General features: G+C 56.7%; 16 protein-coding genes. 7 read left to right on the top strand and 9 right to left on the bottom strand.

Annotation, left to right across the window (positions count from 1 at the left end):
- Positions 1-34: 34 nt before the first annotated feature.
- The gene (locus tag HKD42_RS09605) at positions 35-760 is read left to right on the top strand and encodes an NAD-dependent deacylase (protein WP_170012828.1); all 726 of its coding nucleotides are present in this window, start codon (positions 35-37) and stop codon (positions 758-760) included.
- Positions 757-1,248: a hypothetical protein gene (locus tag HKD42_RS09600; protein ID WP_170012826.1), complete on the top strand. Its 492-nt coding sequence runs from the start codon at positions 757-759 to the stop codon at positions 1,246-1,248. Before HKD42_RS09605 ends, HKD42_RS09600 begins: the two co-directional genes overlap by 4 nt.
- Here HKD42_RS09600 and HKD42_RS09595 read toward each other — a convergent pair.
- From HKD42_RS09595 to mutM, 4 genes are all read right to left on the bottom strand, one after another.
- Positions 1,233-2,009 carry a HesA/MoeB/ThiF family protein gene (locus HKD42_RS09595; protein WP_170012824.1) on the bottom strand — a complete coding sequence of 259 codons (777 nt, stop codon included), beginning with the start codon at positions 2,007-2,009 and terminating at the stop codon, positions 1,233-1,235. The genes HKD42_RS09600 and HKD42_RS09595 overlap by 16 nt on opposite strands.
- Before the next feature lie 294 nt (positions 2,010-2,303).
- Positions 2,304-3,773, bottom strand: a complete 1,470-nt coding sequence (gene dnaA / locus HKD42_RS09590) for a chromosomal replication initiator protein DnaA (RefSeq protein ID WP_170012822.1) — start codon at positions 3,771-3,773, stop codon at positions 2,304-2,306.
- 457 nt (positions 3,774-4,230) lie between these two features.
- Positions 4,231-4,491, bottom strand: a complete 261-nt coding sequence (gene rpsT, locus HKD42_RS09585; protein ID WP_170012820.1) for a 30S ribosomal protein S20 — start codon at positions 4,489-4,491, stop codon at positions 4,231-4,233.
- A 131-nt stretch (positions 4,492-4,622) separates the two neighbouring features.
- Positions 4,623-5,438, bottom strand: coding sequence for a bifunctional DNA-formamidopyrimidine glycosylase/DNA-(apurinic or apyrimidinic site) lyase (mutM, locus tag HKD42_RS09580; protein ID WP_170012818.1), 816 nt, complete (start codon positions 5,436-5,438; stop codon positions 4,623-4,625).
- Between the two features lie 68 nt (positions 5,439-5,506).
- Here mutM and HKD42_RS09575 point away from each other — a divergent pair, with 68 nt between their 5' ends.
- Together HKD42_RS09575 and ubiB are read left to right on the top strand one after the other, a co-directional pair.
- Complete coding sequence (locus HKD42_RS09575; RefSeq protein ID WP_170012816.1) at positions 5,507-6,238, top strand: class I SAM-dependent methyltransferase; 732 nt, start codon at positions 5,507-5,509, stop codon at positions 6,236-6,238.
- A 4-nt stretch (positions 6,239-6,242) separates the two neighbouring features.
- Complete coding sequence (ubiB, locus tag HKD42_RS09570) at positions 6,243-7,799, top strand: 2-polyprenylphenol 6-hydroxylase (RefSeq protein ID WP_170012814.1); 1,557 nt, start codon at positions 6,243-6,245, stop codon at positions 7,797-7,799.
- 3 nt (positions 7,800-7,802) lie between these two features.
- Here the strand turns inward: ubiB and HKD42_RS09565 are convergent, their stop codons facing one another.
- Positions 7,803-8,183: a hypothetical protein gene (locus tag HKD42_RS09565; protein WP_170012812.1), complete on the bottom strand. Its 381-nt coding sequence runs from the start codon at positions 8,181-8,183 to the stop codon at positions 7,803-7,805.
- 196 nt (positions 8,184-8,379) lie between these two features.
- On the opposite strand from HKD42_RS09565, the gene coaBC reads away from it, so the two are divergent.
- Genes coaBC through HKD42_RS09550 form a run of 3 tightly spaced genes read left to right on the top strand, consistent with a single transcriptional unit; the run spans position 8,380 to position 10,450 of the window.
- Entirely contained in the window at positions 8,380-9,663 is a 1,284-nt protein-coding gene (gene coaBC / locus HKD42_RS09560; RefSeq protein ID WP_170012810.1) for a bifunctional phosphopantothenoylcysteine decarboxylase/phosphopantothenate--cysteine ligase CoaBC, read from the top strand.
- Positions 9,656-10,102, top strand: coding sequence for a dUTP diphosphatase (gene dut / locus HKD42_RS09555; RefSeq protein WP_170012808.1), 447 nt, complete (start codon positions 9,656-9,658; stop codon positions 10,100-10,102). The genes coaBC and dut overlap by 8 nt, the downstream gene beginning before the upstream one ends.
- A 3-nt stretch (positions 10,103-10,105) precedes the next feature.
- On the top strand, positions 10,106-10,450 hold the full coding sequence (locus HKD42_RS09550; RefSeq protein WP_170012806.1) for a hypothetical protein: 345 nt from the start codon (positions 10,106-10,108) through the stop codon (positions 10,448-10,450).
- Between the two features lie 71 nt (positions 10,451-10,521).
- Here the strand turns inward: HKD42_RS09550 and HKD42_RS09545 are convergent, their stop codons facing one another.
- From HKD42_RS09545 to secB, 4 genes are all read right to left on the bottom strand, one after another.
- The gene (locus tag HKD42_RS09545) at positions 10,522-11,253 is read right to left on the bottom strand and encodes a DUF4136 domain-containing protein (RefSeq protein WP_170012804.1); all 732 of its coding nucleotides are present in this window, start codon (positions 11,251-11,253) and stop codon (positions 10,522-10,524) included.
- 155 nt (positions 11,254-11,408) lie between these two features.
- A complete protein-coding gene (trpS, locus tag HKD42_RS09540) occupies positions 11,409-12,449 on the bottom strand; it encodes a tryptophan--tRNA ligase (protein ID WP_170012802.1) in 1,041 nt (346 codons plus the stop codon).
- Positions 12,450-12,519: 70 nt separating this feature from the next.
- Positions 12,520-14,097 carry a murein biosynthesis integral membrane protein MurJ gene (gene murJ / locus HKD42_RS09535; RefSeq protein ID WP_170012800.1) on the bottom strand — a complete coding sequence of 526 codons (1,578 nt, stop codon included), beginning with the start codon at positions 14,095-14,097 and terminating at the stop codon, positions 12,520-12,522.
- A gap of 30 nt (positions 14,098-14,127) precedes the next feature.
- Positions 14,128-14,649 (bottom strand): protein-export chaperone SecB, encoded by a 522-nt coding sequence (gene secB, locus HKD42_RS09530; RefSeq protein ID WP_170014007.1) that lies wholly within the window; start codon positions 14,647-14,649, stop codon positions 14,128-14,130.
- Positions 14,650-14,747: the final 98 nt, after the last annotated feature.

The following is a 14,747-nucleotide window of genomic DNA, read 5'->3' as shown; positions in this document are numbered from 1 at the left end:
CGCGATAGCCGCAGATGGTAAACATTCCCCCCACATGCATAAACCACAAAACATAGTGATACTGACCGGCGCCGGAATCAGCGCGGAAAGCGGGATTGATACGTTCCGGTCGGATGGCAGGCCCGAGAAACAAGGAACGTGGGAACAGCACCGGATAGAGGATGTCGCCACGCCGGAAGGATTCGCGCGTGATCCCGATCTGGTGCTGAACTTCTACGATATGCGCCGCGCCGATGTGCAGACGAAACAGCCAAACGCTGCGCATCACGCTTTGGCGCGGCTGGACCGCGAATGGAATGCGCGGGCGGATCGTGCTCTGCTGATCGTGACACAGAATGTCGATGATCTGCATGAGCGCGCCGGTGCGCAATGCGTCCATCATATGCATGGGGAACTGCTGAGCGCGCTCTGCTCGGCCTGTTTGGAGCGCTCGCCGTGGACGGGGCCGATGATAGGCCGCCCCGCTTGTCCCCAATGCGGCGAGACAGCTTTGCGCCCCGATGTCGTGTGGTTTGGCGAAATGCCCTATGACATGGAGAGTATTTACGGCGCGCTGCGCGGTGCCGACCTGTTCGTGTCCATCGGCACATCGGGCGCAGTCTATCCGGCGGCGGGGTTTGTGCAGGATGCGCGGTCGATGGGTGTCCAAACATTGGAGCTTAACCTTGAGCGCAGCGAAGGGTCAGGGTGGTTCGATGAAACACGGCTCGGCGCGGCGAGCGTGCTGGTGCCCGAATGGGTGGATGAGATTTTGGCGTGAAGAATTTATACCGTGGAATCATCTTTACCGCGCTTGTGCTGACCGGCTGCGACACCCGAACTCCTGTGATGTCAGAGGAGGATATTGCTTTGGTGAAAGAGATTTATCCGACGATCAACGATGCGTGTGTTGAAAGGGCCCGATACGAGGGAGCGTCCGCAATCAACGTAAGCGTCGATATCTGTTTCCCAATGCAGAGTGCACGACCGTGGACAGGGCTATGGGTAAACGAGTTTGAAGGATCAAGATTTTGTCCCAGTCCGCGTAGCGACTGCGATCAACCAGAATTTGGGGAAGGTATTTGGCTTTCATTTGCTGAAGGGGAAAGGCCTGAAGCTGCTCACCCTTACGGAGATGGCACAATCTACAAAGTTCAATTTTTGGGTAGACGGACAAAAGAACCAGACAGTTTCGGCCACTACGGTTATTTTGCCCATGAGATCGTAGTTGATGAACTGATTTCGATGGAAACCTATACGGTCCCTTGACCACAGCCCCCACACTCAGGATCTTTCGCAATATTGAGCGTCCGCATACCCGGCTTTATGCCGTCTAACATATGCAGCTTACCCCATCCGGGATCGCCCAGCGCCGATTTGCCGTCGAGCAGAATCCGCACCGCCTGGATTGCGGCGAAGCTGCCGGCCCATCCGGCCATTGCGCCCAGCATTCCGTCATCGGCGCAGGTGTCGCAATCATCATTGTCGAACGCATCGCCGACATAGCAGCGGTAGCAGGCGTGCCCGTCCAAATGCCCTGCGAATGCCGCGATTTGGCCTTGGAAGCGGCCCACTGCCGCGCTCAGCAGCGGCACACCGATAGCCACGCAGGCATCGGATACGGCCAGTCGCGTGGCGAAATTGTCGGTTCCGTCGATTACCAGATGCGTGCCGCCCAGAATCTCTGCGGCATTATCGCGGCCAATCCGGTCATCGCGCACATCCACCACGATCTCGCTGTCAAAATTGGCGAGCCAGCGCCTCGCGCTCACGGCTTTGGAATGGCCGATATCGCGTTGGGTATAGATTGTTTGGCGCTGGAGATTCGATAGCTCGACATCGCCGTCATCGATCAGGGTGATATGCCCGATACCTGCGCCCGCCAAATATTGCAGTGCAGGGCTACCGATCCCGCCAAGCCCGACCAGAGTAATCCGCGCCTCGCTCAGCGCGACTTGCCCCGCGCCGCCGATCTCCGGGATCACGATATGACGGGCAAAGCGATCAAGACGGTCGGGGGATAGGGCCATGAATAGGCTGTAGACGTTTTTTGTATTGCCTCAAGCGGGTGAGTTTTTTGTTTTGGTCCCTGCGGGCGCGATGCATCCGCATCGCTTGCTTCCTCGCATAAGCTCGGGCGGCCGGTCGGCCTTGCGGTCGGCTGATTGCCGACCGGACCATTCCAAGTCATCGATGTTAGAACCCACTCTTGGTCACCGCAGTCAGAGGGTGCCTGAACTCATTGGCGCTCGACGCGCGGTTAGCGCGGTAGCCTAAGGGAGCGGACGCGACCGCCGGCGCTTGAGGCTAAGCAAACACCAAATTTAACTCTCGAGCTGGCGCAGCAGGCTCCGTACATCGCCGTCCATATCGGCATCGCGTTGACGCAGATCTTCGATCAAACGCACTGCATGGATGACTGTCGAATGGTCACGACCGCCAAATTTGCGGCCAATTTCCGGATAGCTGCGCGGCGTGAGCACTTTCGACAGATACATCGCCACCTGACGCGGACGCACCACAGCGCGGGCGCGGCGTTTGCTGCTCATTTCGCTCCGGTCGATCCGGTAGAACTGGCAGACGGTACGCTGAATTTCATCAATCGTGATCCGGCGGCGATTGGCCGACAGAATATCGGTCAATTGTTCTTCGGCCAGCTGCAACGACACGGTTTGCCCGGTAAGCTGCGCATAGGCGATGAGCTTATTCAGACCGCCTACCAGTTCGCGGACATTGCGCGTAATGGTGCGGGCCAGAAATTCGATCACATCGCCGGGCACTTCCAGCGGAGCGAATTTGGTCAGTTTCGATTCGAGAATCTTGCGGCGCAGTTCAATATCCGCAGGCGCAATGTCAGCGACCAGACCCATAGACAGGCGGCTGAGCAAACGCGGTTCAACGCCGTCCAATGCTTGCGGTGCGCGGTCGGCAGCAAATACCAACCGTTTGCCTTCTGCCAGCAATGCATCGATTGTGTAGAGCAGCTCTTCCTGAGCGGAGGCTTTGCCGATGATGAATTGAATATCGTCCACCAGCAGCAGATCAAAGCTGCGCAGCCGCGCTTTAAATTCGATCATCTGATTTTGTTTCAGCGCTTGCACAAATTCCACCATGAAGCGTTCTGCGCTGCAGTAGAAAATGCGTGAGCGCGGGTGCGCCGCCAGATAGGAATGCCCGATGGCGTGCATCAGGTGGGTCTTGCCCTGTCCCGTCGCGGCTTTGAGATAGAGCGGGCTGAATTGCGGGGTTTCGGTCGCAGCCATACGCTGCGCGGCATTGCAGCCCAGAATATTGGTTTCACCCGTCACAAATGCGGCGAAGGTCAATGAAGGGTCGAGGCCCACGGATGATGTGAAACCTTGTTCGCCAATCGTACCGGCAGCAACAGCGATCATCGATGAATCGTTGCGGTCATTGGCCGCCATCGGGCCGCCGCCATACCCATCACCATTCAAGCTGATATCAGGCAATTTCCGGCGTCCGGGATGGACCTGAATCTTCACATTGCGAATATCGCTTTTCGCGATCTTCCAAGCCAATGAAAGACGGTCGGCAAACCGGTCTTGCACCCAATTGGCAGAGAATTCTGTTGGCAAGAACAGGTTGAGCGTGCCGGTTTCCTTGCAGAAGTCACCAACCTGGATCGGCTTAATCCACTGGCTGTGCAATTGATGGCCCAGATCCTTACGCAGGCCTTGGCTAATGTCCGACCAATCAGCGGCCAAATTTACCGCTTCGAGATCTTCCATGCCGTCTTTGCCCATTTTGGATCCCGATTTACCCTTCGTCGCCATTACAACTCGCCATCCCACATCTTGCACACAGCCAGGTCCCTGCCGGGACCCTCGACAATTACGTATTTATCGATGGCAAAGCTTCGCCCCTAACTGGAATCGCGTGAATCCAGCCCCCCATCGCTCTTTAATTTTCGTAAGCTCTGAACTGTCCGGTTCAAAGCATGGTGGAGTTATGAACGGCTGAGCATTTTCCGCAAGCGATTCGGGCGTAAAAAATTTGAAATATTTCGGTTGACTCAGCAAACCCCGCAGAGCTCCGTTTAACCTATTGTTTAGCTTGATTTTGTCATGTCCCAGCACCGCGAATCGTGGAAATCCCTAGGTTTGGGAGGTGCCATATTCATGGCATGGCACGATCATCCTGGAATCGCTGCGCTGCAACAAAAAAGGCCGGAGCCCGAGGCACCGACCTTCTGTCATATATAGCGGGACTTTCACCCACATTTTACACGAATCAGAGCGCTGCAACTCGTTTCGAGAGGCGCGACATTTTCCGAGCAGCTGTGTTCTTATGCATAACGCCGCGTGCCACACCGCGAGCGATTTCTGGCTGAGCCGCTTTCAATGCGTCTGCTGCCACGGCCTTGTCCCCGCCTTCGATGGCAGTTTCGACCTTCTTAACGAAACCGCGAATGCGGCTTACCCGTGCGCCATTGATTTCGGCGCGGCGATCGTTGCGACGGATGCGTTTGCGTGCTTGCGGCGTATTGGCCATGTTCGTCCTTTATCAGGCTGCCGTATCAGCGGCCGGAATATATAAATTGGTTTGTTCAGAAGCGGCAATTGCTCGCCGGAAAGCGCGCCCTTTACGTCCGCATGCCCGAATCGTCAATATGTTGTTTGCAGTCACTTCTGGCAGGTGGTGCAATACCATGTGCTGCGGCCCCCTTGAACCACGCGTTTGATGATGCCGCCATCGGCATTGGAACACGCCTCACCCTCTCGGCCATAAACGTCGAACCGGGTCGCAAAATACCCTAGCTCTCCATCCGGCCGGGCATAGTCTCTGAGTGACGAGCCACCATCTTCGATAGATTGGGACAGAACCTCTTTTATAGCGGGTACCAGCCGATCCAAAGCTGCGCGTGTCACACGGCCACCTGCACGGCGCGGGCTGATGCCTGCCCGAAACAACGCCTCGCAAACATAGATGTTACCCAGCCCTGCCACGATGCGCTGGTCCAGCAGCAGCAGCTTAATCGCCTGTTTGCGCCCTTTTAGCGACGCTTTGAGATGATCAGCGGTTAGATCCGGGCCCAACGGCTCTGGCCCCATGGCAGCGAAGGAGGGCCAATTCTCCAGCCCAGGGGAGTCTACCAGATCAACCCAGCCGAAGCGCCGCGGATCGCACAGCGCAAAGTGGTGGTCTGCTGTTTCGATGACAAAGTGATCATGCTTATCCGGCGTGTCGGGGTCGATGCGCCATCTACCGCTCATGCCGAGATGGAATATTATCGTCCGGTCGCGGTCGGTGTGGATCAGGCCGTATTTCGCCCTACGGCCCAATCCAGTCACAGTGGCACCGGTAAGCGTCTGCACCAAATCCACTGGAAAAGGGCGACGCATATCAGGCCGATTGACGGCCGCCCGAACAATCTGCTGACCATCGAGGAACCGGGCAAGGCCGCGGACCGTTGTTTCTACTTCGGGAAGCTCTGGCATAAGGGCTTCCTAACACCCTTTGCCATGCTGGCAATTCCTCCTAAGGACGCCGGCATAAGGATATGCGCATGAATGATAGAGTGTCTTTCGGTTACCAAGATGTCGATGTGTCAGAAAAGACCGCGATGGTGGGCCAGTTATTTTCTAAAGTCGCCGCCAAATATGACATTATGAATGATGTCATGTCCGGCGGGATGCACCGTGTCTGGAAAGACCGCTTTGTCCGCCGGGTGAAGCCTCAAAATGGCGAGGCGATATTGGATATGGCTGGCGGTACTGGCGATGTCGCGTTCCGGATGGCGGAGCATAATGCCGACATCACGGTATCGGATATCAATCAGGAAATGCTGGATGTCGGCATCGAACGGGCAATGGACCGCGGGATCGACGGGCTGGTTTGGTCGCGCCAAAACGCAGAAGAACTCTCCTTTTCTTCAAATGTTTTTGATGCCTATACGATCGTCTTTGGTATCCGGAATGTCACTCACATCGATAAGGCGCTGAAAGAGGCGCACCGCGTTCTGAAATATGGTGGCCGGTTCTATTGTATGGAATTTTCGACCACTGAATGGCCCGGTTTCAAAGAGATCTATGACCTGTATTCGCACAAGGTGATGCCGAAATTTGGCGGGATGATCGCGCAAGATGAAGACAGCTATCGGTATCTGGCCGAATCCATCCGCCGCTTCCCGCCTATGCCGAAATTTGAACAAATGATCCGCGATGCCGGTTTCAGCCGTACACGGGTCGAGCCAATTTTTGGCGGGGCCGTCGCGATCCATTCCGGTTGGAAAGTCTGACTGCGTGACACGCCCTGCAACGCATATTTGGCGGCTCTTAAAATGGGGCCGGACGCTGGCAAAGCACGGTGCTTTGCGCGGGTTAGAATCTGATCCTAATACGCCGCCGCCCGTTCGCCGTTTGATGCGGTTGGCGCGGTTTGGCACGATCCAGCCTAGAGTGCCTGATTATGCCAGCGCGTTCCGGGCGATTGGGCCGGCGGCAATTAAGCTTGGGCAGTCTTTGGCAACCCGGCCCGATCTGGTGGGTGAAGAGGCGGCGGAGAACCTGCTTTCCCTGCAAGATAATTTGCCGCCAGTGGACTTTGCCGAAATTCGCAAAGTTATTGAAACCAGCTTCGGGCAGCCGCTGGAAAACCTGTTTAGCACTATTGAAGAAGTGCCTGTGGGCGCGGCGTCTATTGCTCAGGTCCATCGCGCAACGACGACAGATGGCCGCGAAGTAGCGGTAAAAGTCATGCGCCCCGGTATCCGGGAAAAATTTGAGCGGGATATCCAGACCTATCATTGGGCAGCTGCCCATCTGGAAGGTTTGGGCGGCGAGGCGGCTCGTTTGCGCCCGCGCATGACGATTGCCAATTTCGAACGTTGGACCAATCGCGAGCTGGATCTGCGCCGTGAAGCGGCCTCCGCCAGCGAATTGATGGAAAGCATGAAGGCGATAGAGGGCTATGAAGTGCCCGACGTCGATTGGGACCGGACCAATGGCCGCGTGATGACCGTCGCTTGGGTCGACGGCACCAAAATCAGCGACCGGCAGGCGTTGGTTGAGGCAGACCACGATCTATCGGAAATGGCGCAGCGACTGGTCCTGGCTTTCCTGACCCAGGCAATCAGCGGCGGCTTCTTCCATGCGGATATGCATCAGGGCAATTTATTCGTGAAAGCGGATGGCACGATTGTCGCGATTGATTTCGGGATCATGGGGCGGATCGACCGGCAGGCGCGGGCATGGCTGGCAGAAATCCTCTACGGCTTGACCACCGGTAATTATAAACGCGTGGCAGAGATCCATTTTGAGGCGCAATATGTGCCGAGCTATCATTCCGTCGGTGAGTTCGCGACAGCTTTGCGTGCCGTGGGCGAGCCCATGCGCGGCAAGCCGGTCAAAGAACTCAGCGTCGGGCAGATGCTGGACGGCCTGTTTGCCATCACCCGCGATTTTGACATGCAAACACAGCCGCATTTGCTGCTGCTGCAAAAAACGATGGTGATGGTCGAAGGAATTGCGACTCAGCTCAACCCCGAAATCAATATGTGGGACACGTCCGGCCCCTATGTGCAGGCATGGATCCGCGATGAGCTTGGCCCCGAATCGCTGGTGGCTGACCGGCTGAAGGAAGACACAGATACGTTGATGCGTCTTCCGGCGTTGATCCGGCGGATTGAAGACAAGTTCCCGCCCAAAGGCGGTGCACCCGATCAGGCGCCGCTGCCCGATGTCCCACTGATGTGGGACAAGCGAGACAAGCGCTCTGCCGGGATTGGTGGTTATGTGATTGCCGCGATTATCGGCGGCGGAGCCGTTTGGGCTGCCGCTTCTGCAGGTCTGCTGGGGTAATCTCTAGCCGCGCTGGGGTAAGATCCGCGCACCGATCAGCGCCGCCACCCCAAGCACCAACTCGACAACCATTGGCGGAATATAGCCTAGAAAGCTGCCGTTAATGGACAGGCTGACCAGCCGGGCTGCCAAGGTGACCAACATCAATGCTCCGCCAATAATCAGGGGATCGCGGCGGCGTGCTATCGCACCCCAAATGAGGCAAGCCCCGCCGACCATGAAAAAGGCGGTAAAATCGGAACGAATGGATGTAAGCCCGTGCGCGCCCGCGGCAGAGATGCCGAAATCAACACCGGACGCTACGGGGTCAGTCAAAAAGCCGACTCCCAAAAAGCCCAGTAATAAGCCGCCCAAAACCAGAATAGCGCGCAGTGCAATAATCATTGTCTTGTCTCCCCTTGGGTCGGCATATCCGCAAAACAAGCGCACGCCTAGCCCAGTTGGGGCGATATTGGTCGGGGTTTATTGCGGTGGTCAATAGTGTTGGCCTTGCCCACTCAGCCCGCTAGACAAGGTGCATGGACAGACAGCGTAAGACATCCGGCTTCAAACCTATGCCGCGAATTTTGGAACCTAAAATATGAACGGCGCTTCACCTGCGAAAGTGCTGCTGGTCATTGGCGGCGGGATCGCGGCCTATAAAAGCTGCGAGCTGGTGCGGCTGATCCGTAAGGGCGGCGGTGATGTAACCTGCGTCATTACCAATGGCGGGCAACAATTTGTTACCCCGATGACGCTTGCGGCGTTGTCGGAAAACCCGGTTCACACGACGCTGTGGGATTTGAAGAACGAGGCTGAGATGGGGCATATCCAGCTTAGCCGGGAAGCTGACCTGGTCGTGGTTTGCCCTGCCACTGCTGACATGCTCGCCAAGATGGCGATGGGCATTGCCGATGATTTGGCGACAACGCTGCTGCTCGCCACGGATAAACCCGTTATGGCCGTTCCCGCTATGAACGTCAGGATGTGGCAGCACGCGGCGACCCAGCGCAATGTTGCCACGCTCAAGGCGTCAGGCGTGCACGTGGTAGAACCGGATGTCGGCCCCATGGCGTGCGGCGAATTTGGCCCGGGGCGTTTGCCCGATCCAGAGGATGTTTGGGCCGAAATTTCTGCGCAGCTTACCCTCAACGGTGTCCAGACAGACGCTTTGGCGGGGCAGCCTGACTTTGACCGCAATCCCGCGCATCGCCCGCTATATGGCAAGCATGTGGTGATCACAGCGGGCCCCACGCACGAACCGATTGATCCGGTGCGCTACATCGCCAACCGGTCGTCCGGAAAACAGGGTTTCGCCATTGCCGAGGCGGCTGCAGCAGCGGGCGCCCGTGTATCCCTCATTGCCGGACCTGTGCATTTGGCAACGCCGCCCGGAGTGGAACGCATTGATGTCGAATCCGCGCGCGAAATGGCAGAAGCTGTGGATCGCGCTCTGCCGGCTGATGTGGGCATTATGGTTGCGGCAGTGGCTGATTGGCGCACGAAGGATATCGCTTCAGAAAAGATGAAAAAGCGTGACACGGGGTTGCCGGCATTGGAACTGGCGGAGAACCCCGACATTCTTGCCGGGGTTGCCAAAGGGTCAAAACGGCCCGCTCTGCTTATCGGCTTTGCAGCTGAGACACAGGATGTCATCGATAATGCGACAGCCAAGCGTATCCGCAAAGGTGTGGATTGGATCGTTGCTAACGATGTTTCCGGTCCCAAAGGTGAGAGCGTGATGGGCGGTGATAATAACCGCGTGCATATTGTTAGCGAGAACGGTGTCGATAGTCTTGATGATATGCCCAAAGATGCGGTTGCGCGGGCTTTGATTATGCGGGTCGGACAGGCGCTATCAGATGGAGAGAATACGCATGAGTAATCCGGTCGGAGTGCAGGTAAAGCGTTTGCCCCATGGCGAGGGTTTGGCCTTACCCGCCTATGCAACCGCGGGCGCTGCTGGAATGGATGTGCTCGCGGCGGAAGATGTCACGCTGACCCCCGGAATGCGGCATGCTGTTGCCACTGGTCTTTCCATGGCAATCCCGGAAGGGTTTGAAATACAAGTGCGTCCACGGTCCGGCTTGGCGTTCAAATTCGGTGTGACCGTGCCCAACACGCCAGGAACAATCGATTCCGATTATCGCGGCGAACTGAAGATCTTGATGATCAATCTGGGCAGCGATGATTTCGAGGTCAAACGCGGCGAACGTGTTGCCCAGTTAATTCTCGCGCCAGTAGTTCAGGCAATGTGGCAGGAAGTTGATGAACTTGATGACACCGTGCGAGGGGCGGGCGGCTTCGGGTCAACCGGGCGATAAGTGATGGCTTTAGGCACCATTGGTCCCGGCGGGATACTGATTGCGATCATCGCGCTGCTGGTCTGGATCATCATTCTGGTTTGGCTGTCGGAACGGGTCTTGCGGTTTGTCGGGATGCGGACAGGCTGGCGGCCTTTGGACCCCCGCAGTCTGGTGGTCACGGTGCTACTGCTGGTGGGGGCGATCCATTGCGGTAACTACCTGTTGGATCTGCTGGAGCGCGCGATGAGAGGAGCCGACTATGCTGTTCAGCTGGGTTTCCCCAGCGCGTTCTTGATCGGGTCCGTCGCGATCGGATCGGGTATCGCAGCGGTTCGCTGGCATCGAAAGCAAAGCCCGCCCAAATAACAAGCCGAAACAAAAAAGGGCGGCCATCGCTGGCTCGCCCTTTTGCTATATTGCCGTGATACGACCGGTTTCTAGTTAACGCGGCGCACTTTGGTTTTTTCCGGCCGAATGGATATCCGCAGCGTCTCACCCGAATTGCCGGGGAAATCTGTGAACATGGCTTCGACCAAATTCGGCACCAGATATTGCAACCGGTTGGAAGTAGAGACCGCTTCAGCCTTGCCTTCAAACAGCCGTTCGCCATCAATCTTGCGGTCAATCTTCATTTCGATGTCGCTGCTGAAGACTGTGTAACTGCGTACATCGCGGCCGCCGCTCAGCCACGGATCATAAAAGCCGAAGCCCCATGCGCCCACCGGCCGGTATCCCGGGCGGAACAAGCGGTTGCGATATCCGAAGCGCGAACCGTAACCGAAGCGTGACCCGTAATAGGATCCATAGCCGCGCCATGGGCTAAAGAATGGATCGGAAAAGCCCGTTGAACGAACCCGTTCCCGCCCTTTGTCGACGCCATAGTCAAACCTTACAAGAAGATCAGCGGATTGTGGGTCGCTTTGAACGTAGCCTAGCTTACTCATTTCAGCTTCAACCAAATCGGCATAGAGAGCGAACTCCAAACCGCCAGCGAGCGCCGGATCATCAGCCACAACCGCGAAGCTTTGGCCTTGCGGCGCTGGCAGTTGGCTTTGGAAGCGTGAAACATCGGCGTTGAAACCGCTGGCACAAGCGCCGAGTGTTGCGAGTAGAAGCGGCGCTGAAGCGAGCTTGAGCGCGCGAGTTAAGTTTGGTGTCTTGAATGACATGGTGAGCCCTTTCGAATCCGATTGCGGATAGCGCGGTGCCCCCACACTCGCACAACTGCTATCTTGGATAGTCCCTACCCTAGTTTCGCAGGCTGAACCAGAATTGAACGATGGGCGTCCAGAAATGGGGCCGACTATGCAGGCATTTTCGCCTGTCAGCCGCGAACAAGCCCAAGCGCGTCATATGTTTGCTTAAGCGTGTCTTCCCCGCGTTGGCGCGCTTTGGCAGCACCGCGTGCCAAAATTGCATCCAGCGATTCGCGATCATCTTTCAGCTCGCGGAACCGAGCGGAAATAGGCGCAAACGCATCGACCAGAACTTCTGCCAATGCCGGTTTTAACGTGCCGAAACCCTTGCCGCCATATTGTGACAGCACCGAATCTGCAGTTTCGCCTGTTATCGCAGCGTAGATGGTGACCAGATTGAGCGCTTCTGGCCGCCCTTCCAGGCCAGCCACTTCAGAGGGTAGATCGTCGGCGTCAGACTTGGCCTTCTTGATTTTCTTCGTGATCATATCGGCATCATCATGCAGATTGATCCGGCTCATCTCAGAAGGGTCAGACTTGCTCATTTTGGCGCTGCCATTGCGCAAGCTCATGATCCGGGCAGCTTCGGCTGGAACAATCGGTTCCGGCAAAGTGAACACGGGTGCATCTTCTGTACAGAAATCCCCGTTGAATTTCTGGGCTATGTCGCGGGCCAATTCCAGATGCTGTTTCTGGTCATCGCCAACCGGAACGTGGGTTGCTTGATACAGGAGAACATCGGCCGCTTGCAGTACCGGATAGGTAAACAGCGCAATGCTGGCGCCTTCACGGTTTTTGCCAGATTTATCCTTGAACTGGGTCATCCGGTTAAGCCAGCCCATCCGGGCCGTCCCGCTCAGCAGCCATTGCAGTTCCGCGTGCGCTGGCACTTGCGCTTGGTTAAACAAGATCGACTTGTCTGGATCAATCCCGCACGCGACCAGCGCGGCTGTCATTTCCAGCGTGCCAGCCTTTAGCGCAGCGGGATCATGCGCCATCGAAATGGCGTGCAAATCCGCCAGAAAGAATAGACATTCGCCGCCTTCTTCTTTGGTGCTGCCATCTGCGCCAGCGATCTCGTCCTGCATCCGGACCCAATTACGGATCGCACCCAGATAGTTGCCAAGGTGAAGGTTGCCGGTGGGCTGGATCCCTGAAACTACGCGCATTGTTTTTCCTGAGCTGTCTGGATTTGTACCAGATTTTTGGTGGTGGCCGGTGAGCCATGCTTGCCGGGTGTTACCCTTGGCGCCGCATAAGCCTACCAATGGTGTCCCGGTCAAGTACGCGCAGCGCAAATGCTGCGATACCGTAGACCACGGCGCCGATCCCCATAATTGCCGCAATTGCGCCGCCACGTTCGGCAAAACTGCCGGTAAAATAGGGATCAGCATATGGCATTGCCCAATAGAGTGCAGCGCCCATAATACCCGCAGCAACCATAATACGCAGCAGCCTGCTGATCACTTGAGCGGTCAGCACAAAAAACCCGCGCTGTGCCAAAATTGCGTAGAGCAAGGCTACGTTACACCATGCGCCGATCGCCCCGGCGATCGCCAAACTGATCACGCCCATATCAAGCCAGTAGATGAAGTAGATGTTGAGCCCGACAGTGATCAGTAGCGAGGCTGCGGCCGTATAGACCGGCGTCCGCGTATCTTTGCGGGCAAAGAAATTGGGCGTCAGGACCTTGACCAGAACATAGGCGGGTAGGCCGATAACTAAACCCGACACGACAGAACCGGTCACCAGTGCATCTTCCAGCGTGAAGGCCCCGCCCATAAAGAAAACCCGGGTGAAGGCGCTGCCCGTTATATACAAAGCAACCGCGCAGGGAACAGTCAGCAGCATGGCCAATTCCACTGCGTTACTCTGCAAACGAAACGCACCGTCTTTGTCCTCGCTCGCGATAAAACGGGACAAGGCGGGCAATATGGCAGTGCCAAGAGCGATCCCGATAATGCCCAGTGGCAACTGGTTCCACCGGTCTGCCATTGCCAGATAGGTGATCGATTTATCAGGCAGTGTCCCCAGAAAGAACAGGTCGAGGAAACGGCTGATTTGATAGACGCCCGCGCCGAACACTGCCGGGATGATCAGTACGCCCAGCTGCTTGACATCATCAGTCATTTTGGGGCGCTGGAACGCTATGCGAAAGCCGCTCCTGCGCATCCAGAATGTCAGCCATGCGAGCTGTAGAAATCCGGAGGTAGACACCGCGACAGCCAAGAGCAGGCCGGTTGTTTGGCGGGTCGTATCGCTGTCTGATTGCATCGCACCCCAAGTTAGCGCGGCGATCAAACAAATATTGAGCAAGATCGGGGCGGCTGCTGCGGCAGCGAAGCGGGAGAGTGAATTGAGCACGGCGGCGGTTAATGTCGCGAGGCTCATGAACAACAGATAGGGGAAGGCGATCCGCCCCATCGTCACCGCCAGATCATAATTGACATCGTTGGCGCGCAGTTCTTCGCTGGCAAAAGCCATTAAAACCCACGGCATCGCGATCATCATAACCGCGCCGAAGGCGACCAATATGGGCAGTAAAACCGCGCATACCTCGCTGGCGAACCGGCGGGCCTCGGATTGGTTGTCGCCATCTGTCATGTGGCGGTTGAACAAGGGTATAAAGGCGCTGGCGAATGCCCCTTCGGCGAACAGCCGCCGGAAGATATTGGGCAGTTGGAACGCCAGCTGCCACGCATCGGCCATGCCGCCCGCGCCCAAAACGCGCGCCAGCATGATGTCGCGCGCGAAACCAAAGACGCGGCTGACCATCGTCAGCCCGCCAATGGTTCCGACATTCTTGAGCAGGCTCATTTCTGCTTGCCCGCCATCAACCGCTAAAGCTTACGCTTCGCCTGATGCCGCACCAGCGGCGGCTTCTTGTTCGGCTTTCTGCTGCAGCTGCTGCATATACAGGCCGTTGAAGTCGATCGGATCGAGCATCAATGGTTGGAAACCGGCATCGCGGGTGGCGTCTGCAACAACGCTGCGTGCAAATGGGAAGAGAAGCCGCGGGCCTTCGGCATACATAAATGCATGCTGCTGTTCTGCGGGCAGGTTGCGCATTCCGATAAGGCCGCAATAAACGAGCTCTATCAGATAGATATTGCCCTTTTCAGATTTCGCAGTGACGTTGATTTTCAGTTCAATTTCATGAATTTCTTCATTCACCTGGCGCGCGCCAATGTTGAACTGCAAATCGATTTCAGGCTTGTCCTGCCACTGGAAGCTGTCCGGTGCATTCGGGTTCTCGACCGAGAGATCCTTCACATATTGTGAAATGACACCCGCAACCGGCGATGTGTCTGCGCCATTGGGCATAGGGCCCTCATTCAAATCGGTAAGAACGTCGCCTTCTTCGGCCATGATACTGTCTTTCATTATTCCAAATTCATGGACTCGCCACGCCGCCCAAACACGGCGCGGTCATCCTGTTCGGCGGCGCGCGTAGCACCCTCCTGCGG

This window comes from Pontixanthobacter rizhaonensis (genome assembly GCF_012972675.1).
In the GTDB taxonomy this organism is placed as follows: domain Bacteria; phylum Pseudomonadota; class Alphaproteobacteria; order Sphingomonadales; family Sphingomonadaceae; genus Pontixanthobacter; species Pontixanthobacter rizhaonensis.
This window is presented reverse-complemented; position numbering and strand designations above follow the sequence as displayed.

Coding starts and splice junctions, on each gene's coding strand:
- HKD42_RS09550 (WP_170012806.1), top strand. CDS start 10,106: ATGGCTTTAGGCACCATTGGTCCCGGCGGGATACTGATTGCGATCATC.
- HKD42_RS09575 (WP_170012816.1), top strand. CDS start 5,507: ATGAATGATAGAGTGTCTTTCGGTTACCAAGATGTCGATGTGTCAGAA.
- trpS (WP_170012802.1), bottom strand. CDS start 12,449: ATGCGCGTAGTTTCAGGGATCCAGCCCACCGGCAACCTTCACCTTGGC.
- HKD42_RS09565 (WP_170012812.1), bottom strand. CDS start 8,183: ATGATTATTGCACTGCGCGCTATTCTGGTTTTGGGCGGCTTATTACTG.
- HKD42_RS09595 (WP_170012824.1), bottom strand. CDS start 2,009: ATGGCCCTATCCCCCGACCGTCTTGATCGCTTTGCCCGTCATATCGTG.
- murJ (WP_170012800.1), bottom strand. CDS start 14,097: ATGAGCCTGCTCAAGAATGTCGGAACCATTGGCGGGCTGACGATGGTC.
- HKD42_RS09545 (WP_170012804.1), bottom strand. CDS start 11,253: ATGTCATTCAAGACACCAAACTTAACTCGCGCGCTCAAGCTCGCTTCA.
- HKD42_RS09605 (WP_170012828.1), top strand. CDS start 35: ATGCATAAACCACAAAACATAGTGATACTGACCGGCGCCGGAATCAGC.
- secB (WP_170014007.1), bottom strand. CDS start 14,649: ATGGCCGAAGAAGGCGACGTTCTTACCGATTTGAATGAGGGCCCTATG.
- mutM (WP_170012818.1), bottom strand. CDS start 5,438: ATGCCAGAGCTTCCCGAAGTAGAAACAACGGTCCGCGGCCTTGCCCGG.
- dnaA (WP_170012822.1), bottom strand. CDS start 3,773: ATGGCGACGAAGGGTAAATCGGGATCCAAAATGGGCAAAGACGGCATG.
- rpsT (WP_170012820.1), bottom strand. CDS start 4,491: ATGGCCAATACGCCGCAAGCACGCAAACGCATCCGTCGCAACGATCGC.
- dut (WP_170012808.1), top strand. CDS start 9,656: ATGAGTAATCCGGTCGGAGTGCAGGTAAAGCGTTTGCCCCATGGCGAG.
- coaBC (WP_170012810.1), top strand. CDS start 8,380: ATGAACGGCGCTTCACCTGCGAAAGTGCTGCTGGTCATTGGCGGCGGG.